The organism is Exiguobacterium profundum, from assembly GCF_042652865.1.
GTDB classification, from domain to species: domain Bacteria; phylum Bacillota; class Bacilli; order Exiguobacteriales; family Exiguobacteriaceae; genus Exiguobacterium; species Exiguobacterium profundum.
This window is the reverse complement of record NZ_JBHSHG010000001.1, coordinates 1,516,860-1,540,799: the sequence shown is the minus strand read 5'-3', so window position 1 is coordinate 1,540,799 and position 23,940 is coordinate 1,516,860. Positions and strand designations below refer to the sequence as shown.

The following is a 23,940-nucleotide window of genomic DNA, read 5'->3' as shown; positions in this document are numbered from 1 at the left end:
GGTTACCACACAATGAAAGTATGTACAGTAGGTCTTGGATATATCGGATTACCGACATCGGCTGTCTTTGCGAACTATGGCGTCGACGTCGTCGGAGTCGATATCTCACAACATGTTGTTGATAAATTGAACCGTGGAGAAATCCACATTGAAGAGCCAGGTCTCGGCGAAATGGTCGCAGACGTCGTGGCAAAAGGGAAGTTCCGTGCATCACTCTCTCCAGAGAAAGCAGATGCCTTCATCATCGCGGTCCCAACTCCGAACAACGACGACGAGCACAAATCATGTGACTTGACGTACGTCTTGGATGCGACACGCAAAGTGTTGCCATTCGTTGAAAAAGGCAACGTCATCATCGTTGAGTCGACAATCGCACCACGTACGATGGACGACTTCGTCAAACCACTCGTCGAAGAAGCTGGATTCACTGTCGGTGAAGACATCTATCTCGTACACTGCCCAGAGCGCGTATTGCCTGGACAAATCCTTCATGAGCTCGTGCACAACAACCGCATCGTCGGTGGGATCACGACAGAATGTGCAGAAGCAGGCGCACGCGTCTACGGTACATTCGTTGAAGGTGAAATCGTGAAAACGGATGCGAAGACGGCAGAAATGTCGAAACTCATGGAAAACACGTTCCGTGACGTCAACATCGCACTCGCGAACGAACTCGCAAAAGTATGTAACGACTTAGACATCAACGTTCTTGACGTCATCGAGATGGCGAACAAGCACCCACGTGTCAACTTGCATAGCCCAGGACCAGGTGTCGGTGGACACTGTCTCGCGGTCGACCCGTACTTCATCGTCGCGAAATCACCTGACCTCGCGAAAATCATCAACTTGTCACGTGAGACGAACGTCTCGATGCCACACTACGTTGCAGACAACGTTCAGAAGTTGACTGCTGGAATCGAAGACGCGAAAGTCGCTGTCTTTGGTGTGACATACAAAGGAAACGTCGACGACATGCGTGAAAGCCCAGCGGTTGAAATCGCTGAAATCTTGCTTGACCGTGGTGTGAACATCTCTGTTCACGATTCACACGTTGAAAAATCAACATCAAGCCGTTTCGAGCTCGTTTCAAAAGAAGAAGCACTCAAAGACGCAGACCTCGTCCTCGTATTGGTTGACCACAACGAGTTCAAAGTCCTCGACTTTGCAGAGCTCAAGTCATCAATGCGTCGTCCGATGATCTTCGACACACGTAACATCGTGAAACCAGAAGGTGAAGACGTAGCGGTCGTCAACTACGGCAACCTCTACAAATATACAAAGGAAACGAATCTCGTTCTTTGATTCAGGTGAATGAACATGTTTAAATCCGCGAAAGCTATTCTTTCAGAGCTAAAGTCGAGCTTGTACTTGATTTTCCGTCTCGCCACGTATGAGACGCGAAGCAACAACTCGATGCAGTACCTCGGATTTTTATGGGAGTTCGTGACACCGTTATTGCAGATTGGAGTTTACTGGTTCGTATTTGGATTTGGTATTCGAAGCGGCAGGCCGATTGATGGCGTGCCGTTTCTGCCATGGTTGGTCGCAGGGATTGTCGTCTGGTTCTTTATTGCCTCGGCGATCACCTCGACGGCCCGGTCCGTCTATTCGAAAATCGGCATGGTCTCCAAAATGAGCTTCCCAATCTCGACGATTCCGGCATACGTCTTGCTCGCACTCTTCTATCGCCACGTGGCGTTAGTCGGTGTCTCGTTCATCTTGATGTGGGCATTCGGATTCCCGATGGGGCTGCATTCGCTCTGGTTTATCTACTTGGCGTTCAGTGCGCTTGCACTACTGTACTCGCTCGCCTTGATTACGTCCGCGCTCACGACAATCGTGCGCGATCTTCAAAACCTTCTTCAGTCGATGATGCGGATGTTGATGTATTTGACACCGATTTTTTGGGTGCCGCCGGCGAAGCTCGCGAATATCCTACAAATCAATCCGCTCTATTATTTAGTCGAAGGATATCGGTCGATGTTCCTCGGAACCGACTGGTTGGCGACTAACTGGGCTTACGGTCTCTATTACTGGGCCATCGTCTTCGTTCTCTTCTTCGTCGGGTCGATGATTCATTTGCGTTTCCGTCGACACTTCATCGATTACATTTGAGGAGGACCTTATGTACCAGGTTAAATTTGAAAACGTATCGAAACGATATACGCTTTATAACAAGCAATCTGATAAGCTGAAAGAGATCTTCTTCAGTAAAGCAGGGGGCAAACAGTTTTACGCGCTTCGCAATGTCACGTTTGAAGTTCCACCCGGGGAAGTGGTCGGGATTATCGGCATTAACGGGTCAGGGAAGTCGACGATGTCGAACTTGTTGGCTGACGTCATGCCGCCGACTCACGGAAAAATCGAACTTCACGGAAAGACGGCGTTGATTGCGATCTCTTCTGGTTTGAACGGCAACTTGACTGGGCTCGAGAACATCGAGCTCAAAGGGTTGATGCTCGGGATGACGAAACAGGAGATTATCGATTTGACACCGGCCATCATTGAGTTCGCCGATATCGGTGACTTTATCAATCAGCCGGTCAAGACGTACTCGAGCGGGATGAAGTCCCGTCTCGGATTCGCCATTTCAATCAACGTCGACCCAGACATTCTCGTCATCGATGAGGCGCTCTCGGTCGGGGACCAAACGTTCACCGACAAGTGTCTCGCCAAGATGAACGAGTTCAAAGATCGTGGGAAGACGATTTTCTTCATCAGTCACTCGGTCTCACAAGTTCGCCAATTCTGTACGCTCGGCCTTTGGCTCGAGTTCGGAGAAGTGCGCGAATATGGACCAGTCGATGAAGTTGTTCGGGAGTACAACAAGTTTTTGAAATGGTTCCGCAACTTGTCTAAAGAGCAACAAGACTCGTTTAAAGCCGACAAGCTCAAACGTCGTACGACGGTCGTCGATGCGACAGAGCTCGGAGAGACATACATCTTACCGCCTTTGACAGAAGAACAACTACAAACACGCCATTCGTCGGTCGCTGTATCGAACGAAGCGTGAGCAATTGGGAGGAGGAAGCACGGCGAAGTCAGACCGTGCGAAACGACCTATGAAAAAAGTCATGACCGTCTTTGGGACGCGACCAGAAGCCATCAAAATGGCACCACTCGTACTTGAGTTGAAAAAACGTGAAGGGGTAGAACCGATTGTCGTCGTGACAGCGCAGCACCGTCAAATGCTTGACCAAGTGCTCGAGTTGTTCGAAATCAAACCGGACTATGACCTCGACATCATGAAGGACAAGCAGACGCTTTACGATGTCACATCACGCGTATTGAAAGGGATGGGCGAGGTCATCGCTGAAACGAAGCCAGACATCGTGTTGGTCCACGGGGACACAACGACGACATTCGCGGCATCACTCGCAGCCTTCTACAACCAAGTCGCAGTCGGTCACGTTGAGGCTGGCCTGCGCACACACAATAAATATTCACCATTCCCGGAAGAGATGAACCGCCAATTGACGGGTGTCATGGCTGACCTTCATTTCGCACCGACGGAAACGTCGCGTGACAACCTCCTTCGTGAAGGCAAGAACGAAGAGATGATCTTCGTCACAGGGAACACGGCAATCGACGCACTCAAAACGACAGTCCGTGACGACTATGCGAGCGAATTGCTCGACAGCATCCGTTCACAAGGTCGTCGTCTCGTCATGTTGACGGCACACCGTCGTGAGAACTTGGGTGAGCCGATGCGTAACATGTTCCGTGCGGTCCGTCGCTTGATCGAGAAGTATGATGACATTGAAGTCGTGTATCCGGTCCACATGAACCCGGTCGTTCGTGAACTCGCTAACGAGATTCTTCACGATGTCGAACGCGTCCACTTGATCGAACCACTCGACGTCTTCGACTTCCATAACTATGCGGCGACGTCGCACTTGATCTTAACGGATTCAGGTGGCGTACAAGAAGAAGCACCATCTCTCGGTGTACCTGTCCTCGTCCTTCGTGACACGACAGAACGTCCAGAAGGTGTAGCTGCAGGAACACTCAAACTCGCAGGGATTGAAGAAGAGAACATCTTCTCACTCGCGGATGAGCTCTTGTCTGACGAAACGGCATACAAAGCGATGTCACAAGCATCGAACCCGTACGGTGATGGTGAGGCGTCACGTCGAATCGTCGATGCCATCCTTGCCAACTAAATGAAAACGAATAGAGTTGTTTTGTGCCCGGCACAGCAACTCTTTTCTGTATCATTATCCTAATGATTCGGAGGTGCTTGCATGTCAACGAAGCGAATTCGTCCGGCGATTTACCATTACTATCCGCGTGGACCACATAAAAATCATATGTCGATGCGCGAAGAGGAATACAAGACAGAGGTCACCTTTTTACCTCAATCGCTAAAGGACTCGATTTATGTTCAACTATTTGACTTGAAATTTGAAATTCCCCCATCGAAAATCTTTTTGGCTGATGCCAAGATGGATGAAGGGGATGAAATGGAAGTCAACACATCCGTTTATGTCGAAGGCGACCGCGCCATCCGACTAGAATTGTACGTCATGCAGTATTCAGACGAAGAACGTTTATCGAATAAGCGTTTCATGCTCACATTGAACCCAGGGGTGAACCCCGTTGTAGAAGTCGTCAAACAAATGGAAGATGCCAAGTATTTCAAGATGTCCTACAAATACATCGTAGAAACGCTTGAACCGACCACTGTACGATTTGATGATCTCTATGTGACGTTCCGCTAAGCGGAGCAAGTCTTAAGGGAGAAAGGGACCATACGGTATGTTATTTAGTTCCACGGTATTCTTATTTTATTTCTTACCGGTCGTGCTGCTGCTGTATTTCGTGTCACCACGCTGGTTAAAAAATACGATTTTACTCGTCTCAAGTTTATTTTTCTATGCATGGGGTGAACCACGGTTCGTCTTAATCATGCTCGCATCGATCGTCATGAACTATGTGTTCGGCTTTATGGTCGACAAGTATCGTGATGATGCAAAGAAAATCAAATGGACGATGGTGCTCATGCTTCTCGGGAACCTCGGGATGCTTGGGGTCTTCAAGTACGCGAGTTTCTTCGTTGAGAACGTCAACTCGGTATTTGGCTTCTCGCTGAACGACCCGGATATTCCTCTTCCGCTCGGGATTTCATTCTTTACATTCCAAGCGATGAGTTATGTCATCGATGTGTATCGAAACGATGGGCGTCTACAGAAGAACTTGTTTGACTTGGCACTTTACGTATCGTTCTTCCCACAATTGATTGCCGGACCGATCGTCCGTTATCAAACGGTCGCAGATGAAATCGTGGACCGCCGTGAGACAGTCGATGACTTCGTCTCTGGGATTCAACGATTCGTCATTGGTCTAGGGAAGAAAATGATTTTAGCGAACAGTTGTGGATACGTCGCGGATCAGGTATTCAGTCAATCGGCCGGGGATTTGTCGACGACACTCGCCTGGATCGGTGTCATCGCTTACTCGCTACAGATTTACTTTGATTTCTCAGGTTATTCGGATATGGCGATCGGTCTCGGTCGGATGTTTGGGTTCCATTTCCTTGAGAACTTCAATTATCCGTATATTTCAAAATCAGTGTCTGAGTTTTGGCGTCGCTGGCACATCTCACTTGGGAGCTGGTTCCGAGATTATGTGTACATCCCACTCGGCGGGAATCGTCAAGGTCCTTGGAAGACGTATCGCAACTTGACCATCGTTTGGTTATTGACCGGGGTATGGCACGGTGCGAGTTGGACATTTATCGCATGGGGATTATACTATGGGATTTTCATCATGCTCGAACGGGCATTTCTTGGAAAATGGCTTGCCGCATGGCCGGCATGGCTCGCCCACGCGTTCACGCTCTTCATCGTCGTCATCGGTTGGGTATTCTTCCGTGCCGATAACTTCACGTACGCAACAGAGTATCTGCAAGTGATGTTTGGATTACACGGAGGTGAAGTATTCGATCAAACGGCATATTACTACATTGTTCAGTACGGTGTCGTGCTTGTCATCTCGATGATTGCTGCTACACCGCTTCCGAAAATGCTAGTCGCCCGCTTCTTGCGTCATGAAGTGAGTACGGATCGTCCTGTGCTTGCTGCAAGCGCTGGTCTTGCACGAGCGGCGTATATCATGCTCATTTTCGGTATCTCGATTTCATATGTCGTATCGAGTACATTTAACCCATTCATTTATTTCCGGTTCTAAGGAGGGCTGACAATGGAACAACAAACCAAAAGCGAACAAGTCCGTTCGAAAAGGCGGCGCCTTTCTTGGGTGGTCAACAGTATCCTATTGATCGGCTTCCTTGGCACCATCTTTTATGGACTCGCCGTTTACGCCTTTGGCACCGAACAAGCACGTTCAGATAGTGAGGGACGGATGCTAGCACAGCGCCCGGATCCATCTGTCGAGACGATTCTGGATGGAACGTATATGGAAGAGTTCGAGGCATCAGCAAACGATCAGGTGTTTGAGCGTTACATGTGGATTGAGACACAAGCTTGGGTGCAACGGAACGTTCTGCAACAACAGATGAACAACGGTGTCATCAGTATCGATGAGTTCTTGTATGCACCAGATCCTGTGGCGAGCGACTATTCGTCACTTGGGGTCTTCTTTAAAGAATTTCAAAAAGAGATGAGCGAAGCTGACATTCCATCTTACTTCGCATCGGCCCCAAGTAAACCGGTCTATGCGACAAGACAAGGAATCTTCCCAGATTACATCGAGTCGGCAGATGCAGAAAACCGAGGACAGCTTCATGCACGTCTTGAAGAGAATGAGATTCCGCTCATCGACTTAGAAGAAACGCTTGGCGATCAGCCAGGAAAAGATATTTACTTTAAGACGGATCACCACTGGCGTCCGGAAGGGGCATTCATGGCTTATGAACAAATCATGGAACGCTTAAGCGAGCAGTTCCCTGATGCTCCTGCCTTATCGATGGAGGATATGGAAATCAAATCGGTAGACGGTCCGTTTTATGGATCTCATGCCCGTGAAATTTCGATGCCTTACGTCGAGTCACCTGATCAATTTACGTACCTTGAACCGAAAGACGGATTTACTACGACAGTCTGTCGAAATGGCGACGACTGTGGTCATTCGGTCCTAGATACGGATGTCTTGAAGAACTCGACGAAATTCACGAACTACTACAACTTGTTCATGGGTGATAACTATGCCCAATCGAAAATCACACAAAACAATCCGAAAAATGATTATCACTTGCTCGTCTTAAAAGATTCGTATGCGAACCCGATGCTTGGCTATCTTGGAGAGTCATTCGGAACGGTGTCAGCGCTTGATGTCCGTTACTTCGACGACTATGATGTCAGCATTGCGGATTATGCAAAAGAAAATGAGGTAGATGCGGTGCTGTTCGTTCACAACGATCGCATCCGTGGTCTTGGTTCGATGTATCAAGAAGGCTTGTAACCCTAATCAATCGATTACGGAGAAAAGGTAGGTGCTCATTATGAACATATTACTACCGGTGTTTTTTCACTCCGCAATGGGAGGATTACACCTCCACATCTTATCTTCTTTGAAAGTGTTTCTACGAGAGGGGCATGAGGTGACCGTTGTCTGTAAACCTGGTCCCTTTGCCGATGAAGTAAGGAAAATCGGCGGGCAAGTCGTCGAGACGGACTATTCGAGTGAGGACGTGCAATGTGTCATCGATCAAATCCGATCACAGCCGTTCGATGTCGTGTATGCGCATCCGTTCGACGCGCGTCAATTTGGTCTCGCGGTGGCGGAGGCGAACGCAATCCCGTTCGTCCTCGTCATCCACGGGATGTATTATGATGAGATTGAGCAGTATCATCCGAGCGTTTCGCGAGTGATTGCGGTATCGGAACGGATTGCTACACACCTGACTGAGCACTGTCCGGAAATCGAATCAAAACTTACTGTCATCCCGAATGGGGTCGATTCGACTTTTGTTCCGTCGGAGGAAACATCGTCATCAGAACGTATCGTGGGCTTATTCACGTCTCGCCTGGATGCGGACAAACTGTTTATACTAGATGTCTTCTTAGATGCACTAGAAGACGAGAGGGTGCGGTCTTTACCGATTGACTGGTTGATTATCGGTGACGGAACACAGCGAGATAAATACGCCGAGCGTTATGAAGCCGCACTGGCGGGGACAGGTCAGAACATCGAATGGCTTGGTTGGCTAGAACAAAGCCAACTCCCTGAAGCGATGCGGCGTGCCGATTTCATCATCGGTCCCGGACGGTCTGCGCTGGAAGGGATGGCACTCGGTAAACCGACCATCGCTGTCGGGAGCAAAAGCTATCAAGGCTTGGTCACTCCTTCGACGTGGCAAGATATCGCGAGTACGAACTTCGGAGGCATCGGGAATAAGTATGAAGGGTATTCACCAGGACAAATCGGTGAGGCGATTCTCGAGTTGATGGATGAGACGAAGCGACGGAACCTTGCGAGCTTCTCGGCTACACTCGTCGATCAACATTTTCGAGACGAACAATCGCAACAACGCCTACTCGAGGTGCTTGAACAGGTGATAGAAAAAGGTGCTCGAGAAATCGATTTGGTCGAGCGTTATCCTCATATTCGTTATGATCAACTTCATGCTTGTCGTTCGAACCGAATCTGTACATGGAAATTGACAGATCGGGAACAACGACTTGAAGAGACACGCGATGAGTTAGTGACGACCAAACGACAGCTCGACCAACTGCTTATGATGAATGAGGAACAGTCGTTGGAAATCGAGAAGTTACGTATGGAACTTCAGCGATTATCTGATGAAATGGAATAGCGACTTATGGAAAGAGAACTTCGAATCAGAAGTTCTCTTTTTGAATATAGCGAACTTATTCATTATTTATGTGATAAATGTCACCAAAAGTATTCTGACACCATAATAGTCAAAATAAGTATTTTTTATGTTACTTTTGTATTATTTATATTACAAAATTTACATATTTATTTCGTTTTCGGGGTAAAAAAGATTAACACCTTAGAGGCACGCACATCATGTATACCTGTCGCCTTGTTTTTAGTAAAGGAGGATGCATGAATGAAAAAAGTCGTTGCTCTTTTTTTGTGTTTTTTCTTACTTGTCGGATTTACCATTGTACCAGGGTCGAAGGTTGAGGCAAGTTCATCTGTGACCCATGTCTACTCACCAAAATCGTATACACACTATGGAGGAGTTACGTATGCGGTTAAGAAATTTACTTATCCAAAAAGTGTGAAAGTCAAATTATCTAACGGGCGGTACGCTTATCGTTCAGTGAAATGGTCGAAAGTCAGTTTTCAAAAAGAGTACTTGAATCGAACTCAACGAATCGTTGGAAGCGTTCAAGGCACGAACAAGAAAGCGACCTGGTATGTGAGAGTGAAGAACTATCCAATCAAGGTTTCAACGCCAATCATTCGTGCGGTCGGAAAAGGTCAAAAGGCGAATTTGCCGACCAAATTAACTGCTTATTTTGCAAATGGTCAGCGTTCCACTTATCCATTGGAGTGGGGCCCAGCATACACAAGTAAGCTAGGAACAAGAATGGTCAGCTATAAAGCTCGTGGATTAAACTTATACTTCAGTGGAAAAGCGAAGCTTGTGGTGCGAGATGTTCATTTGACCCAACCCGTTTTTTCCATTTTGACGAACAATGAACAGATTCAGGCCGTAGGTAAAATTCATTATCCGGCTCGAGGCGTACGTCACTACTTGATTGCTGAAAACAGAGAAACCAAAGTACAGTATAAAAAGTTGATTTATCCTGAACAAGATGGATCTTACAAAGTGGCATCTCTACCGCTCAAACCTGCGTCCTATAATATGTATGTCCAGTCGGGCGTCAAGCGGACATCACCGGTGGTCGTTTCATTAAAAGGCGGACAGGTTCCGGGTGATTCGGAATCGGATATTCGCAATCTATTAAAAGGTCTATTATTTAATATCCAAGTGGCGAATCCGTTGTTGAATGACATCGTCTTACCGCAAATTGACGGTGTGACATTCTCGATTGATTCAAACAAGTCGGCTTTGTCGAGTGCTGGTAAAGTGACGCGCGGAACGAATGATGAACTTGTGACGTTCACGATTCAAGCGAAACGTGGGGACATCACGGAATCAATCACCTACAATAACATTTTGATTCCGAAGCGCTCCCAGACGGACGAAGAAGAGTTCGACCTCTGGCTCAACAGCATTCAAATCGATAACCCGCTCACGAAGAACATCGAATTGCCGTCCTATCCGGGTGTCGTCTTCTCGATTGAATCGAGCAATCCATCAGTCGTCTCCACTTCTGGTGTCGTTACGAGAGGAAATCAAGACGTGTATGTCAATTTGACCGTACGGGCAACGAAGGGAGCGGTGACGCGTACGAAGTCCTTCCCGAATATCCTCGTACCAAAAAAAGATTCATCGGCGGAAAGTATCATTGATGATTACTTGAATCGACTGGTCATCTCAAGCCCAGTGACTTCAAATATCACACTCCCACCTCTTGCTGGGGCGACGGTGACCTTGACGTCTTCGAATCAAGCGGTTATTACAAACAGTGGGATTGTCACACGAGGTACGACGGACCAATCCGTTTCGCTCGTCGTCACAGTGACAAAAGATGGGGTCACGAAAACGAAAATTTTCCTCGGTTTACTTGTACCGAAGAAAGAAGGCGGGGCTGAAGGGGAAGTAGATGACTACTTGGCAGCACTGTCGATTACAAGTCCACTCACATCGAACATTGTCCTACCGCCATTCACTGGTGGTACAACGACGCTGTCCTCATCGAATCCAGCGGTCGTCTCGAACAGTGGGGTTGTCACACGTGGTACGACGGATAAAACGGTGTCGATTACGGTCAATGCGACGAAGGACGGTGTGACGAAATCACGTACCTTCTCGAACTTGCTCGTACCAAAAGATGATGCGGTGTTGACAGCCGAGCTCGACGCGGCTTTAAATGCCATCAACCTTGGTAATCTCATTAACCTGTCGACCAACATCTCACTTCCGTCCGCATCAAACGGAATCAACGTCAGTTGGTCTTCGAATCAACCGGGTGTCATCTCGAACACCGGGGTGATTCAACAAGATCCGACCGATGCGAAATCGTTCATCCTGACGGCTTCGGTCACAAAGAACGGATTGACTCGGACGAAGACGTTTAGTGGGTCGGTTGCAGCGAATGTTCAGTTGGTATTAGCAGACGATGTGACGAAAGTTAAGTCGTCATTCGGGACGCTATATCCGGTATTTGATTTGTCGTTACCAACGAGCTTGAATGGTACTCCGCTCACATGGACCTCAAGTAACCCGGCGCTGATGACGAGTACGGGGGACGTTCGGGAAAATGATGTGGTCACGCCATTTACCTTGACCGTCAGCAATGCTAGTACAAATCAAATCATCAATATGTCCACACAAGATGTCGATACGGGGTTACTCGGTGGGTTGCTCGATTCGCTTGGCACCCTTTTGAATCCAGTTGTGAGCGCATTGACGGGTAATGCGCAAACAGCCACTCTGCCAACGCAGTATGGAGGTTTACTTGGAATCGGGGCGAAGAGCATCACGAATTGGGAGAGTTCACACCCGAATCTCGTGACGGTTCAAGGATCCAATGTTACCATTCAACGAGATGACCAAGAGCATATCGTTGTCTTGCGAGCGAAATATGAAGGAATCGATCAACCGATTCCATTTATCGTCAAATTATCGAAACGATAACAAAGAAGAACGGAGTCGCATGATGCGACTCCGTTCTTTTAGTCAATGTGTTGTGAAGCGAGCTGGTCCAATCGAAGAGACGAGACGTGTCGCTGCACGTAAGCAATCCAGCTGTCTCGTATACACACGGCTCACATCAGAAAATGCAGAGGGAAGATGGTCTGAGTCGAGGGGACCTTGTCGCATATAAGGAGATTCCCCGGCGCCAAGCGGTGTCGGATGAATCACAAACTTATAGTGAGATGGGTCGAGCTCGACGACTTCGATTTCTGCAAACAATTGTGCATCACGTGTATACAAGAAGCGGGTGGATAACCATTTATCTGAATCTGTCATGGGTCACCAGTCCTCCCTCAAAAAGTCTTATCTCCTTTATATTAAAACATTTTATGGTTATTTGGTAATTTTATTTCATATATATCCCAAAACACTGACTATAATTTGTAAAAAGAATGGATTCGTGCAATCTTTCTCTTGATTAAGTATGGTTAAAAGAGAATGGACGAATATGAGGTGACAATATGAGAAAGAACGCGACTGGTACATACCGGTTCGTCATCATCCTTGGGGCGAAAGTGAATGGGACTCGACCGTCCCGCGCGCTCCAACATCGAATTGACGTAGCGGCTGCCTATGCGAAGGCACATCCTCATGTCGAACTGATCGCAACAGGTGGACAGGGACCAGATGAAGGGATGGCGGAGGCGCGTGTCATTGAACGAGAACTGATGGCGCAAGGAATCGATGCAACACGGATTCATGCGGAAGCGAAATCGACGTCGACAATCGAGAACTTTGAGCATAGCCGCTCAATTTGGGGCGGGGCGTCCGGTTTGACGATCGTGACGAATGATTTTCATGTGCCGCGCGCTCGTCTGATTGCGAGACTGTACTTTCAGCTCGAGAGTGATGCTTTGTATGCACCGACCCCACCGCTTGCGAAAGTGCGATATATGATCCGTGAAATGTTGGCGTACGTGAAGTTGTTGGGACGTTACGTATTTAGGAAAGAAAAAAACTAGGCTCTTGCACTCGCAAGAGCCTAGTTTGGTTGACAGCCGATTTCTTCGTTCAATACGTGGCCAAACGCTTCGGCGCCCTTAATATTTAAATGGACCCCGTCACTTTCGAAGTACGCTTCCTTTCCGATTGAGCGTTCATGCCAATCGATGAGGGACACGTTCTCATGAAGCTCACTGGCCCGAGCGAGTTTTTTATTGACCTCACTCTCCCATGGACGTGGGACACGTGTGTTGATCAAATAGATTTCATCTGCTCGTTCGAACTGCTTGAGCAACGTCTCGAGTTGCTCCATTTTGAAGGCACCGTTCGTTCCGAGATGGAGGAACACGACGTGACCTGGAGCATTATACGATTGGTACTGAGAGGCAACTGGGATTGCATCGCGAACTTGACGTCCGATTTGGGCGTCGATTTTCATATTCGGGAAAGCATCTGCCAAATATTCGTTCAATCCGAGCATGACCGAATCGCCAATCGCGAGAGCCGGTGGACATGTTCGTTCTTCTGGTTTTTCAGTTGGTGCTTTGTTTTCTTTTGTCGATTGATCTTCAGACGGGACTTCCTCTGTTTCCTTAGATTCCGATTCTTTCGGAACGTCCTTTGTCTCATCTTTTGGCATCGGTACTTTCACGACAGGAATTTCATCTTCGACCGGCTTCGACTCAGAGAACGCCAGAATGGTCAAATTCCCAACGAGAACGAGTGAGAGCGCGGTCGCACATGCCGTGGCGGCAAAGCGTGCGTTCGGGTGCGTCGGTGTTGAGACGAGCTGACGGAACGCTTGTTTGAATCCGTTTCGACGAATCGGTGTCTCGACGAAGCGATACGACAACTCGGCGATCAAAAGCGTCAACGCCACTTGCCCGACGGAAAGAAGTGGCGAGAACGTCCCGAGTCGATCGAGCGGTGTCGATAGAATGATGACCGGATAGTGCCACAAGTATATCCCATACGTGCGTGTACCGATCACGCGAAGCCAAACGCTTCCAAACAGTCGTGACCAAATGGTCGCCGGATGGGCGACAGCGGCAATCAATAGGGCGGATAGGAAAGCGACGAGCAAGAAACCTCCATAATAGAGGAATGCATCGTAGGCGTTGACGTTACTGATGATCCCGACGATGACGATGAGCGAAACGGCGCCGGTCCAGTTCAAAATGTGGCGTCCGATATGCGGGATCGTTTCTTTAAACGTGTCCGGACGCCAACCGAAGGCGAGGACGGCTCCCATGAGCAGACCGAACAATCGCGTGTCGGTCCCGTAGTAGACGCGGCTCGGATCGGCTTCCGGGACATATCGGAACGCCATCCAGGCGGCGGAGACGAATAGAAGCGCAGCGAGCAGTTGAAGCAATCGCTTCCGGAACGCGAGACCGACGAGTAGGAGCAACGGCCAGAACGCATAAAACTGTTCTTCGATGGAGAGAGACCATAGATTTTGAAGCGGTGATGGCTTTCCGAAACTCTCGAAGTAGGAGACTTCGTGAAAGATATACCACCAGTTGTTCACATAGGCGAGTGCCGCCAGTGAATCTTGGCGCACCGTATCGAGCAAGGAGCGGTCAAACAGCGTCACATACGTCATCACGACCGACAGCATCAAGACGAGTGCCGGCAACAAACGACGGAAACGCGCGAGGTAGAACTTTTTCAAATCGATTGTGCCGGTCTTCGTCCATTCGCGAATCAAGATCCCGGTAATCAAGTAACCGGACAGGACGAAGAAGACATCGACACCGAGGAATCCCCCTGGTATGTAAGGTACATTTAAATGATATAAAATCACAGCCAAGACGGCGAACGTGCGCAAGCCGTCGAGACCAGGCATATACGTTGTATGTTTGAGTGGTTGCATGCCCCCACTTCCTTTCTAGTAAAGCGGACATTTCCCTTATTTTTGAATCCATTCTTCAGTATAACGAGCGTGGAGGAGGGAATGGTTTCAAAAGATTAACAATCAAATGACGTAAAAATCCAATAAAAAAAGGGACACGAGGTCCCTTGCACCTTACATCAGATTAATCAACGTTCCACCGAGTACCCCGGCGATGACGAGTGCCCACGGTGGTAACTTCCAATAAGCAATCATCACGAACAGGAAGGCAGCGAACACGAAGTCGACCGCATCGTTGACGGTACTCGTGAAGATCGGGCTGTAGAATGCCGCAATCAAAATCCCAACGACCGCCGCGTTGACACCGATGAGGGCACCGGCGACTTTCGGGTTGTGACGGAGCGCGTCCCAAAACGGAAGTGCTCCGAGGATGAGCAAGAAGGCCGGCAAGAAAATCGCAACCGTCGCAAGGATACCACCCGGCACACCGTTAATCACCGTTCCAAGATAAGAAGCGAACGTGAAAAGCGGACCAGGAACGGCCTGAGCGGCACCGTATCCTGCAAGGAAGGCTTCTTCACTCAAGAAACCAGCAGGTACAAGTTCTCGTTCTAGTAGTGGCAAGACCACATGTCCGCCGCCGAAGACGAGGGCACCGGCCCGGTAAAAGCTATCGAACAAGGCAATCGTCTGATTCTCAAACGTCTCCCGTAAAATCGGTAAGATGACGAGAAGTGCCCCAAAAATCGACAGCAGAATGGTCCCGAGACGTTTCGAAATCGGGAACGCACTCGATTTCGTATCGAGACGGTCCGGCTTGAACAACAGGAATCCTGCGAAGGCCGCGAGGAGAATGAACGATACCTGACTGAACGTCGTTTGCCAGAGTAGGACGCCTGCCAAGGCAAAAAAGGCAATCGTTCGTGTCTTTGTATCAGGTGTCAGTTTACTCGCCATCCCTAAGATGGCATGGGCGACGATAGCGACAGCGACGACTTTCAAGCCGTATAACCAGCCTGCATCGGAGACGTCGAGTCCGGATAACAATAAAGCGAATAGGATGAGGGCAACGACCGACGGCGTCGTGAAGCCGATGAACGAGGTGATCCCACCTAATATGCCACCGCGGACAATCCCGATCCCAATCCCGACCTGTGAACTCGCCGGTCCGGGCAAGAATTGGCATAAGGCGACGAGGTCGGCGTAAGCTTTCTCATCCATCCATTTGCGTCGTCTCACATATTCCTCGTGGAAGTAACCGAGGTGGGCGACCGGACCACCGAATGAGGTGAGACCGAGCCTCGTTGAAACGAATAAAATTTCTAGTAACGTCTTGAACGTCACACGTTCTGTCGTCATATCTTCACTCCTTAATTTCTTTGAATAACTCGTATGCCTTTTGACGGGCTTCCGCCAACACAGAAAGTCCTTTTTCGGTCGTCACGTAGTTTTTGCGAACGTGTCCATCGACCGTCTCGTTTTCACGAATCAAGAGCCCGTCTTTCTCCATCCCGTGCAAGATCGGGTAGAGCGTCCCGGTGCTGATTTCGTACCCGTGCTCCCGAAGCTCATCGACCATCCATGCTCCGTAAACGGGGTGTTCCGCGGCGTGGTGCAAAATGTGGATGTGGATGAATCCGAGAAACAGCTTCCGCAAGACGCGGTCTTCCATATGTGTCATCTCCTTAATATCGAAATTCGATATCGGTTTTCGAAATCAGTCTAGCAAAGGTGAGGGAGAGAGGCAAGGGAAGAACTTGCAGTTTACGAAAACTTTAAATGAAAAGATGGGAATGACTTCGGAAAAAATAGGGAATCTATCACAAATGAGGTAGAATAGGTAGAGATTTTATTTGCTGAGGAGGAAGTGACGTGACAAACCCCATTCATTCTTCATACGATACATTGTTGCGTTATATGCCCCAAGGCTACGTCGAGTTTAAAGTGATTTACGACGACGCTTCGGAGCCGATTGACTATGAATTCTTTGAAGTGAATCCTGCCTTTGAGAAGATCATGAAAGGGAAGCGAAAACACTTCATCGGAAAAAAAGTGTCAAGCGCCCTAAAAGACTTTGAATATAGTGAGCGGGAATGGATGATTCAAGTGGCACACGTCGTCAGTGATGGCGGCACGGTAACGTTTGAACACTATTCTCGCCGTAATAAATGTTGGTTCGAGATGTCTGTGTTTAGCCAACGAACGGGGTTTGTGTCCGTCATGTTTCACGACATCACGCCACACGTCCAAGAGAACAATGCGTTAAAACAGCTCGTCAACGTATCGCATCGCTTCGTCTCGACGGGTAGTGACTTGTTAATGAATCAACAATTTCTTGATCAGATTCGTGACTTCACTGGAGCGAAGGCGGTCGCTCTCAATTTGATGGATGCGGATGGCGAATCGTATACGACAGTGGCATTATCAGGAATCGATGAAATGTTAGAGAGAAGCCTCGACATTCTTGGATTTCATCCAGTCGGGAAGAAGTGGCCAATGACGGACCAACGTCGTGACCTGTTCAAACAATCAAATCCTCGTGTCTTTGATGGGATTGGTCCACTTATTGATGGTGCGCTTCCAACACGTCTCGTCAAAAATCTACTTCGAATTTTCTCGCTTGGAGAAGTCGTTCTCTTCAAAATCGAGAAAGACGGTATTTTATACGGAGACTTGACGATTGTGATGGAAAAAGGGAAGGTCGCCAATCGGCTAGGGCTCGTAGAGTTATATCTCGTCCACGTCCTTGAGCAATTGACGAAAGCCGATCATCAAATCGGAGAGACGAAAAAATCGATGTTTGGTGGATTCGCGACCCTCGACTTGGAGTGCATCATGGCCTTCAACACACGACAAGTGCTCCATTTGAACGATGCATGGGAACGAATTTTAGGGTTTTCACTTGATGAGCTGGAGAATATCGACTTTCTTAGTCTAGTTCACCCGGATGATGATACCATCACGGAAGCGGCGTTTATGGAACTTGAGGAACGTGGTGAGTTGTTCCGCTTCATCAACCGTTTCCGGACGATCGACGATACGTATCGATCGATCGAGTGGCATTGCAAACTTCAAGGGAATTATATTTATGCGGTCGCGAAAGACGTGACGGACCGAGTTCAGTTAGAAGAAAAGTTGGCAGACCGAGATCGGCTTTTGACGAAATTGTCCGATCAAATCCCGGGTGCCATCTATCAATTCGAATTATTGCCTGATGGAAGTTTCAACTTCCCATTCTTTAGCCGAGGCTTTGAAGATATGCTGGGGATTTCGGCAGAAGAGGTACAGACGGACGCGAGTCTTGTCTTCCGACGGATGCACCCGGATGATTATCCGCTTGTCATGCAGTCGATTGATGAGTCCTATCGCAACTTGACGATTTGGGATGCTGAGTTTCGCGTCTTGACCGAGGACGGACGAACCGTCTGGATTTTAGGATCATCCCGTCCGGAAAAGATAGCGGATGGTCACGTGTTGTGGCACGGTTATATCGGAGATGTCACGGAGAAGAAAACATATGAGAAAGAGATTGAGTATCTCAGTTACCACGATCAATTGACGGGCATCAAAAACCGACGCTACTTTGAAGAGGCGTTGGAGCGCTATGATGATGACCACTTTTATCCGCTCACACTCATCGTCATCGATATCAACGGGTTGAAGCTCACGAACGATGCGTTCGGACACTTGGTCGGAGACCAGCTGCTCGTCGAAGCGGCGAATATTTTGCGAAATGAATTGCGCGCGAAAGATGAAGTGGCACGAGTCGGAGGCGATGAGTTCGTCGTGATCTCTCCGAATACGACGCTCGATGAGGCGAAACAGCTGTCGGATCGTCTCGGTCGTCTCTTCCACGAGCAGACGGTTGAAGGATTACCGATTTCCGCATCATTCGGTGAAGCGGTCAAACATGACTCGAATGTCGAATTGACCGAGGTGTTCAATTTAGCGGAAGATCGGATGTATCACCACAAGGTTTCTGAAAAGCAGAGTCGACGCCACCATTCCATTCAAATCATCATGCGCACGCTGTATGAGAAGATTCCACGAGAAGAAGCGCATTCTCAACGAGTCGCCAATTTAGCGGGGCAACTGGCAGAAGCGATGGGCTTCACGAATGCTGAAGTGAATGAGATTCGAACGGCCGCTATTCTCCATGACATAGGAAAAGTGGCAATCAGCAACGACATTTTGGATAAACCGGGCGCGCTGACCGAATCGGAATGGTATGAAATCAAACGCCACCCGGAAATCAGTTACAATATTTTAAGTACCGTACCCGAATATGTCGCCTTATCGGAAATTGTCTTGGCGCACCATGAACGATGGGACGGCAAAGGCTATCCGAAAGGGCTACAAGATTTTGAGATCCCTCTTGCTTCACGAATCATCGCAATTGCGGATACGTTCGATGTCATGGTGACGGGGCGACCGTATCGACAGGCGAAGACGATTGACGAGGCACTCGCCATCATCTCACAAGAGGCGGGCAAACAGTTTGACCCATCTCTCGTCGACGTCTTCTTTGAAAAAGTCGTACCGACACTTCAACAATAAAAAGCGAGTCCTCCTGAATATGGGGGGCTCGCTTTTGTATTAGACGGTTAGGGGTCGTTTCTTCAACACGAGGATGGTGAGGAGGAAGACGACTCCGGTCATGCCAATCATGACAAGGATGGAGGGATACGGGAACTGACCCTCATACATCGTGATGACACCGTTATTCAACCAATAGGTCGGCAGGAAACGACCGACAAGTTTCAATGAATCCGGCAACCAGAGCAGGCTGATGAACGCCCCGCCGGTGATGGCGGATGCCATCGTAACCGAGATTTGAAAGATGTTCGCCTTCTCCCGATTCGTCGCAAACACGGCGATGAGACCACCGAGGGCTAGACAGACGAGCAGATAGGAAGAAAACAAGGCGAATACGGTCGGGAGATGTGTCCATACATCCTGACCGTATAAAGCGAGGCTCACGCCAATCAACAGCATCACGTAGATGAAGCCGACGAGATAAAAGGCTAGTAGCAGGGAGGCGAAGTAACGCCTTGGTGTCACCGGTGAGGCGAACAACCGCGCATAGATCTTTTCGTCCCGATCATCCGCGACAAACATAGGAATGAACTGGAGAAAGGTCGACATCATGATGAACGACAACAGACCGAAGAAGGCTTGTGTTCGGGCGGTCGTGGCGACACTTTCCTGGAACGGTTCACTTGAAAGTGTGTAACCGTTCGACGTCTCTTTTGACGCAAGCTGTTCGAACGTCGCTTTATCGTAGCCGCTCGCTTTGAGCAGTTGGCGTTCGCGGGACAGATGACCGTTCAGTGCCTGCTCGATCAACGAGGCATCACTCCCGGCGATTGCAGAGAAGGAAGGGCGAGGCATCTCTCCTGTGAACGCCTGTTTCGTGAAGTCATCAGGAATGATGAGGACGATATCTTCTCCTTCTAACAAGACATCATCCGTGTTCGACTCGAGCAACGTGACCCGACCAAACCGTTCGGCCTCGTCAATGAGGCGTTCGGCGAGAAGTCCACCGTCCCGGTCGACAATCCCGATGGATGCGTTCAAACTGGACGTTCCACCGACGAAGGAGAGGATGAGCGCGAAACCGAACATCGACACGAAGGTGAACACCCACAGCCCTTTCTTTCGAAGCATCCGTTTGGCCACATGTCTAATGAGTACCATGACGCTTCACCCCTTTCGAGAGAATGTAGCTGAATGCGATCAAGATGAGGAGATGAATCCCGAGCAATCCGAGACTTTGCCAATACAGATTCATGTCACCTTCACGTAGGAGGACGGCTAGCATTCCGTCCCGCATGAAAATCGGCATGAACACGTAGGCAGCCCACGGCGCATAGTTCAGCGTCACTTGGTCAAAACCGGGGACATAGCCACCGGATAAGATCATGAGGATGGCGACGAATCCGTTGACGATCGCATCCTTTGTCGTCGCGCTCAACTTCGGCAAGTTGACAATCAGGAATCCGATGGCGACCCCGTACGCGGTCAAGGCGAGCCAAGACAGAATCAGATAGCCGAACTGTACGTTCGCCAAGTCGAATGTGCGATAGACGAAGTGGCTGAACCAAAACAAGAGGATAAGCTGCAACAAGATGATGACGTAGCGACTGAACGTCCGCGCAAGTCGATATTGAACCGTTCGGACTGGGGCCGCTTGGATGCGTAAGTAACTGCCTGTATTCGGCTGCTCTTCTCGTGCCATCGATGTGATATAAAACGACCCGAACAATGCCGTCATGATTGAAATCGTGACGGTGAAATACTCGAGCGAGGTCGGGGTACGTCCCGCCAAGTCGACACTTTCCGTATCGAGCCAAGCCTCATTCACATATGGGGCCGACACGCCTGCTTCCGCGAGCGTGATCTGTTGATTGGCGATGGCCGTATACTGACCGAGGATGGCATCGAGGACGTCGAACTCGACCGTCGTCGGTTCCTCATAGAAGAGTGTGATGTCAGGTCCATCGAGTTGCAAGATGACATCGGCATCGCCATCGTTCACACCTTGTTCGGCAGATTGGAGGTCAACGTATGGGACAAGTCGGATGAAGGCTTGAATGTCTTCCTCTTTTAAAAAAGCCTCGAGCGGCTCTCGATACTGGTCGGTCGACGATTCGACGTAGGCGACGTTCGTGACCGGAAGTTTGAACGTGTCACTGAAGACAGCCGACAGCATCGTCCCGAGTCCAAAGATGAGGATGAGCGGAAAGATGAGCATCCAAAAGAGGGTGGCACGATCACGAAGCCGCTGTTTCACATCATATTTGATGAAAGTCCACATGACGTCCCTCCTATTCCCGGAGCGTCTTCCCTGTCAATGCCAAAAAGACGGTATTGAGGGAAGGGCGGTCGACCGTGATGGCGGTGAAGTGGACACGTTCTTGATGGAGTGTCTCAAGGAGCGGAGCAAGCGGCGTGTCTTTGTCTAACGACACCTCGATATACGGTTCTTCATACTCTACTTTTTGAACGTGTTCGAGTGCGTCAAGACGTTCGAGCAAATTTGGTGTGAGCGCATCGACTTTGATCCGGGCCGTCTCGAGTGTCATGACACGGTCTTTCAATTCGTCCTGTGTTCCTTCTGCGATGATCCTTCCTTCATCAACGATGGCGATTCGGTCGCAGAGGAGTTCGACTTCTTCCATGTAATGAGATGTATAGATGATGGTGGCACCGCGGCGATTCAGTTCGCGGATGTTCTCTAAAATGGTATTTCGCGACTGCGGGTCGATGGCGACGGTCGGTTCATCCATGAAGATGAGTTCGGGTTCATGGACGATGCCACAGGCGATATTGAGGCGACGGAGGAGACCGCCGGACAGTTCGGGCGGACGTTTCTTTTGATGGGCATCGAGTTCGACGAAGTGGAGCGCGGCCTCGGTCTTTTGTTTCGCTTCTTTCGGACTGAATCCATACAGCTCCGCAAAAAATTGGATGTTCTCATAGACGGTCAGCTGGTCATAGACGGAGACGTGTTGCGGCACGATCCCGACGCGGCGTTTGATGGCTAGTTCGTCTTTTGGCATCGCTTTTCCAAAAATGTGAATCGAACCGGAGTCCGCCTCGTACAGATTCAACATGACCGAAATAGCGGTCGTCTTCCCGGCACCATTCGGTCCGAGCAACCCGAAGAGTTCGCCTTCTTCCACTTTCAGAGTGAGGTCGTTCAAGGCAATCGTATCCCCGAACCGTTTCGTGACATGGTCGAGCGAGATAATGGACATCGTGATACTCCTTTCTCATGTGAAATGTTTCTCGTTCTACACAAAGGTGTTCGAGGATTGTCACGAATTTACCTGTCCGGAACGCATGAAATGTGCAATAATCTAATTATTCAGATAATTATAGTGTTGAAATGAGGGATTTGGATGAAAGGATGGCAATTCAATAAACAAGAGGGGGCATTGTTCCCGGACGAAATCGTACTTTCTGCGTTTTGTACAGTCGAACCGAAACGAATGGATTCGACACTCCCGTTCTATTATGATGAGTCGATTTTTCGTTTCACGAATAAGCATGGGGAGACGTTCTACTTTAAAATATCACCGAGCTATCACGAGTTTGAAATCAATATCAAAGGTGGGGACGGGGAGCTCGTATATTATCAACTGCTCCGCACCGTCAGCAAGGTCGAGATTTTAGAAGACCGGCGAGACCACGCAGAGTTATTGATCGTCCTAGCTGAAGATCGAAAGCGGACCGTGACGTCAATCGAATTGACCGTCCGACCGCGTTTTCGTGTGCTCGTGAAAGAGCATGAGATATAAGAAGTGCGTAAGGCTCGAGAGCGGATGCGAATCCGCTTTTTTAATTGGCGAAAAAAAGACAGCCACGACGTGACTGTCCTTCAGCGGTTATTTCGTCAAAAAGATTTGAACATGGATGGTCGCCCCTTGGGCATCGGTCGCTTTGCCAATCCCGAGGTGCGTATAATTCGCATTCAAGATATTCGCGCGATGACCGCTGCTGTTCATCCACGCATCGACCGCCCGGACTGGGTCGCTCGATCCTTTATAGATATTCTCCCCCCAGCCCCGATACGAGACACCGTAAGCGTCTAACGTGTCCCCTGGTGTACCGTTCTCCTTGAGCGTGTGCGAGAATTGACCCGTACGCGCCATCTCATCGGCACGGACTTGGGCGACACGGTTCGCCTCACTCGAAGCGGCGAGAAGAGAGAGACCGGCAGCCTTCCGTTCTTTGTTCGTCTCGGTCAACACGTTGACGGGCGACGTGAAACTGACATGATGGGCGAGGATGTACCCAGTGTATGAACCGTAGCGCACCTTGTACCATCGTGATGTACCGGTATAGCGATATGACACGGTCTCAAGTTCTGTACCCTGCCGGACGAACTTGACGTTCGAAGAGGTCGTGAGCGGACGTGATTTTAAATAAACGCTCGACGGTTTGACGTACGTCGGTTTCGTAAATTTCACCTCGGCAGTGGACAAGCGGACATACTTGGCGGGCAGATAAGCGTAGCCGCTGCCCCATTGAATCTTATACCAGCGCACACCGTCCAATTGGAACGATGTCCGGACACGCATCGAACCGTCTCGCGGAATGAGTGCAAGTCGTTTCGCGCTCAAAGAAGGCGACTGCCGGACATTGAGTTGACTAATGTTGGTCACGTAACCGGTCGTGTTGATCGACGTCTCATAATATGCTTGGACGCGGTTGATAGAGAAGGGCGACCCGATCACACTGAGTGTCAGAATGATGGTGAGTAGTAGAGAGATATGCTTCTTCAATGGAATCGACTCCTTTTGTGGGACTCCCTATATTCTATATCGTTTGGGTGATTTTTGGTTTTACCATTTCATTACAAAAAGGATGGACTCTT

Annotated in this window: 20 protein-coding genes; 12 read left to right on the top strand and 8 right to left on the bottom strand. The window is 49.2% G+C overall.

Going from position 1 to position 23,940, the window contains the following annotated elements:
* The first annotated feature begins 12 nt into the window (after window positions 1-12).
* The 9 genes from ACFO4U_RS07925 (at window position 13) to ACFO4U_RS07885 (ending at window position 11,701) form a co-directional block, all read left to right on the top strand.
* Window positions 13-1,302 (top strand): nucleotide sugar dehydrogenase, encoded by a 1,290-nt coding sequence (locus tag ACFO4U_RS07925; RefSeq protein ID WP_074036038.1) that lies wholly within the window; start codon window positions 13-15, stop codon window positions 1,300-1,302.
* Window positions 1,303-1,317: 15 nt separating this feature from the next.
* Window positions 1,318-2,115 carry an ABC transporter permease gene (locus ACFO4U_RS07920; RefSeq protein WP_012727110.1) on the top strand — a complete coding sequence of 266 codons (798 nt, stop codon included), beginning with the start codon at window positions 1,318-1,320 and terminating at the stop codon, window positions 2,113-2,115.
* Between the two features lie 10 nt (window positions 2,116-2,125).
* The gene (gene tagH, locus ACFO4U_RS07915) at window positions 2,126-3,013 is read left to right on the top strand and encodes a teichoic acids export ABC transporter ATP-binding subunit TagH (protein ID WP_012727109.1); all 888 of its coding nucleotides are present in this window, start codon (window positions 2,126-2,128) and stop codon (window positions 3,011-3,013) included.
* Window positions 3,014-3,062: 49 nt separating this feature from the next.
* Window positions 3,063-4,163, top strand: a complete 1,101-nt coding sequence (gene wecB / locus ACFO4U_RS07910) for a non-hydrolyzing UDP-N-acetylglucosamine 2-epimerase (RefSeq protein ID WP_012727108.1) — start codon at window positions 3,063-3,065, stop codon at window positions 4,161-4,163.
* A gap of 81 nt (window positions 4,164-4,244) precedes the next feature.
* A complete protein-coding gene (locus tag ACFO4U_RS07905) occupies window positions 4,245-4,721 on the top strand; it encodes a hypothetical protein (protein ID WP_159562818.1) in 477 nt (158 codons plus the stop codon).
* A 37-nt stretch (window positions 4,722-4,758) separates the two neighbouring features.
* Window positions 4,759-6,189 carry an MBOAT family O-acyltransferase gene (locus ACFO4U_RS07900; protein ID WP_159562817.1) on the top strand — a complete coding sequence of 477 codons (1,431 nt, stop codon included), beginning with the start codon at window positions 4,759-4,761 and terminating at the stop codon, window positions 6,187-6,189.
* Window positions 6,190-6,201: 12 nt separating this feature from the next.
* Window positions 6,202-7,422 carry a DHHW family protein gene (locus tag ACFO4U_RS07895; RefSeq protein ID WP_214690553.1) on the top strand — a complete coding sequence of 407 codons (1,221 nt, stop codon included), beginning with the start codon at window positions 6,202-6,204 and terminating at the stop codon, window positions 7,420-7,422.
* Between the two features lie 40 nt (window positions 7,423-7,462).
* Window positions 7,463-8,776 carry a glycosyltransferase family 4 protein gene (locus tag ACFO4U_RS07890; RefSeq protein ID WP_215243704.1) on the top strand — a complete coding sequence of 438 codons (1,314 nt, stop codon included), beginning with the start codon at window positions 7,463-7,465 and terminating at the stop codon, window positions 8,774-8,776.
* Between the two features lie 261 nt (window positions 8,777-9,037).
* A complete protein-coding gene (locus tag ACFO4U_RS07885) occupies window positions 9,038-11,701 on the top strand; it encodes an immunoglobulin-like domain-containing protein (RefSeq protein WP_215243705.1) in 2,664 nt (887 codons plus the stop codon).
* A 42-nt stretch (window positions 11,702-11,743) separates the two neighbouring features.
* Here the strand turns inward: ACFO4U_RS07885 and ACFO4U_RS07880 are convergent, their stop codons facing one another.
* Complete coding sequence (locus ACFO4U_RS07880; RefSeq protein ID WP_074036045.1) at window positions 11,744-12,037, bottom strand: hypothetical protein; 294 nt, start codon at window positions 12,035-12,037, stop codon at window positions 11,744-11,746.
* Between the two features lie 185 nt (window positions 12,038-12,222).
* Here ACFO4U_RS07880 and ACFO4U_RS07875 point away from each other — a divergent pair, with 185 nt between their 5' ends.
* The gene (locus tag ACFO4U_RS07875) at window positions 12,223-12,723 is read left to right on the top strand and encodes a YdcF family protein (protein ID WP_215243706.1); all 501 of its coding nucleotides are present in this window, start codon (window positions 12,223-12,225) and stop codon (window positions 12,721-12,723) included.
* 20 nt (window positions 12,724-12,743) lie between these two features.
* Here the strand turns inward: ACFO4U_RS07875 and ACFO4U_RS07870 are convergent, their stop codons facing one another.
* From ACFO4U_RS07870 to ACFO4U_RS07860, 3 genes are all read right to left on the bottom strand, one after another.
* The gene (locus ACFO4U_RS07870; RefSeq protein WP_215243707.1) at window positions 12,744-14,579 is read right to left on the bottom strand and encodes an acyltransferase family protein; all 1,836 of its coding nucleotides are present in this window, start codon (window positions 14,577-14,579) and stop codon (window positions 12,744-12,746) included.
* Window positions 14,580-14,732: 153 nt separating this feature from the next.
* Window positions 14,733-15,917, bottom strand: a complete 1,185-nt coding sequence (chrA, locus tag ACFO4U_RS07865; RefSeq protein ID WP_215243708.1) for a chromate efflux transporter — start codon at window positions 15,915-15,917, stop codon at window positions 14,733-14,735.
* A 4-nt stretch (window positions 15,918-15,921) separates the two neighbouring features.
* A complete protein-coding gene (locus tag ACFO4U_RS07860) occupies window positions 15,922-16,230 on the bottom strand; it encodes a PadR family transcriptional regulator (RefSeq protein ID WP_215243709.1) in 309 nt (102 codons plus the stop codon).
* A 200-nt stretch (window positions 16,231-16,430) separates the two neighbouring features.
* On the opposite strand from ACFO4U_RS07860, the gene ACFO4U_RS07855 reads away from it, so the two are divergent.
* Window positions 16,431-19,115 (top strand): HD domain-containing phosphohydrolase, encoded by a 2,685-nt coding sequence (locus ACFO4U_RS07855; RefSeq protein WP_214690562.1) that lies wholly within the window; start codon window positions 16,431-16,433, stop codon window positions 19,113-19,115.
* A gap of 39 nt (window positions 19,116-19,154) precedes the next feature.
* Here ACFO4U_RS07855 and ACFO4U_RS07850 read toward each other — a convergent pair whose 3' ends face one another.
* The 3 genes from ACFO4U_RS07850 to ACFO4U_RS07840 are packed head-to-tail and all read right to left on the bottom strand — an operon-like array spanning window position 19,155 to window position 22,318.
* Window positions 19,155-20,255 (bottom strand): ABC transporter permease, encoded by a 1,101-nt coding sequence (locus tag ACFO4U_RS07850; protein ID WP_215243710.1) that lies wholly within the window; start codon window positions 20,253-20,255, stop codon window positions 19,155-19,157.
* On the bottom strand, window positions 20,242-21,375 hold the full coding sequence (locus ACFO4U_RS07845; protein WP_215243711.1) for an ABC transporter permease: 1,134 nt from the start codon (window positions 21,373-21,375) through the stop codon (window positions 20,242-20,244). Before ACFO4U_RS07845 ends, ACFO4U_RS07850 begins: the two co-directional genes overlap by 14 nt.
* Before the next feature lie 10 nt (window positions 21,376-21,385).
* Window positions 21,386-22,318 carry an ABC transporter ATP-binding protein gene (locus tag ACFO4U_RS07840; protein WP_214690565.1) on the bottom strand — a complete coding sequence of 311 codons (933 nt, stop codon included), beginning with the start codon at window positions 22,316-22,318 and terminating at the stop codon, window positions 21,386-21,388.
* Window positions 22,319-22,462: 144 nt separating this feature from the next.
* Here ACFO4U_RS07840 and ACFO4U_RS07835 point away from each other — a divergent pair, with 144 nt between their 5' ends.
* Window positions 22,463-22,861 carry a hypothetical protein gene (locus ACFO4U_RS07835; RefSeq protein ID WP_159562802.1) on the top strand — a complete coding sequence of 133 codons (399 nt, stop codon included), beginning with the start codon at window positions 22,463-22,465 and terminating at the stop codon, window positions 22,859-22,861.
* An 87-nt stretch (window positions 22,862-22,948) separates the two neighbouring features.
* Here ACFO4U_RS07835 and ACFO4U_RS07830 read toward each other — a convergent pair whose 3' ends face one another.
* Entirely contained in the window at window positions 22,949-23,848 is a 900-nt protein-coding gene (locus tag ACFO4U_RS07830) for a CAP domain-containing protein (protein WP_215243712.1), read from the bottom strand.
* Window positions 23,849-23,940 lie beyond the last annotated feature (92 nt).

Excerpts from the sequence above, each read along its gene's own strand:
- ACFO4U_RS07925 (WP_074036038.1), top strand. The coding sequence starts at position 13 with ATGAAAGTATGTACAGTAGGTCTTGGATATATCGGATTACCGACATCG.
- ACFO4U_RS07920 (WP_012727110.1), top strand. The coding sequence starts at position 1,318 with ATGTTTAAATCCGCGAAAGCTATTCTTTCAGAGCTAAAGTCGAGCTTG.
- tagH (WP_012727109.1), top strand. The coding sequence starts at position 2,126 with ATGTACCAGGTTAAATTTGAAAACGTATCGAAACGATATACGCTTTAT.
- wecB (WP_012727108.1), top strand. The coding sequence starts at position 3,063 with ATGAAAAAAGTCATGACCGTCTTTGGGACGCGACCAGAAGCCATCAAA.
- ACFO4U_RS07905 (WP_159562818.1), top strand. The coding sequence starts at position 4,245 with ATGTCAACGAAGCGAATTCGTCCGGCGATTTACCATTACTATCCGCGT.
- ACFO4U_RS07900 (WP_159562817.1), top strand. The coding sequence starts at position 4,759 with ATGTTATTTAGTTCCACGGTATTCTTATTTTATTTCTTACCGGTCGTG.
- ACFO4U_RS07895 (WP_214690553.1), top strand. The coding sequence starts at position 6,202 with ATGGAACAACAAACCAAAAGCGAACAAGTCCGTTCGAAAAGGCGGCGC.
- ACFO4U_RS07890 (WP_215243704.1), top strand. The coding sequence starts at position 7,463 with ATGAACATATTACTACCGGTGTTTTTTCACTCCGCAATGGGAGGATTA.
- ACFO4U_RS07885 (WP_215243705.1), top strand. The coding sequence starts at position 9,038 with ATGAAAAAAGTCGTTGCTCTTTTTTTGTGTTTTTTCTTACTTGTCGGA.
- ACFO4U_RS07880 (WP_074036045.1), bottom strand. The coding sequence starts at position 12,037 with ATGACAGATTCAGATAAATGGTTATCCACCCGCTTCTTGTATACACGT.
- ACFO4U_RS07875 (WP_215243706.1), top strand. The coding sequence starts at position 12,223 with ATGAGAAAGAACGCGACTGGTACATACCGGTTCGTCATCATCCTTGGG.
- ACFO4U_RS07870 (WP_215243707.1), bottom strand. The coding sequence starts at position 14,579 with ATGCAACCACTCAAACATACAACGTATATGCCTGGTCTCGACGGCTTG.
- chrA (WP_215243708.1), bottom strand. The coding sequence starts at position 15,917 with ATGACGACAGAACGTGTGACGTTCAAGACGTTACTAGAAATTTTATTC.
- ACFO4U_RS07860 (WP_215243709.1), bottom strand. The coding sequence starts at position 16,230 with ATGGAAGACCGCGTCTTGCGGAAGCTGTTTCTCGGATTCATCCACATC.
- ACFO4U_RS07850 (WP_215243710.1), bottom strand. The coding sequence starts at position 20,255 with ATGGTACTCATTAGACATGTGGCCAAACGGATGCTTCGAAAGAAAGGG.
- ACFO4U_RS07845 (WP_215243711.1), bottom strand. The coding sequence starts at position 21,375 with ATGTGGACTTTCATCAAATATGATGTGAAACAGCGGCTTCGTGATCGT.
- ACFO4U_RS07840 (WP_214690565.1), bottom strand. The coding sequence starts at position 22,318 with ATGTCCATTATCTCGCTCGACCATGTCACGAAACGGTTCGGGGATACG.
- ACFO4U_RS07835 (WP_159562802.1), top strand. The coding sequence starts at position 22,463 with ATGAAAGGATGGCAATTCAATAAACAAGAGGGGGCATTGTTCCCGGAC.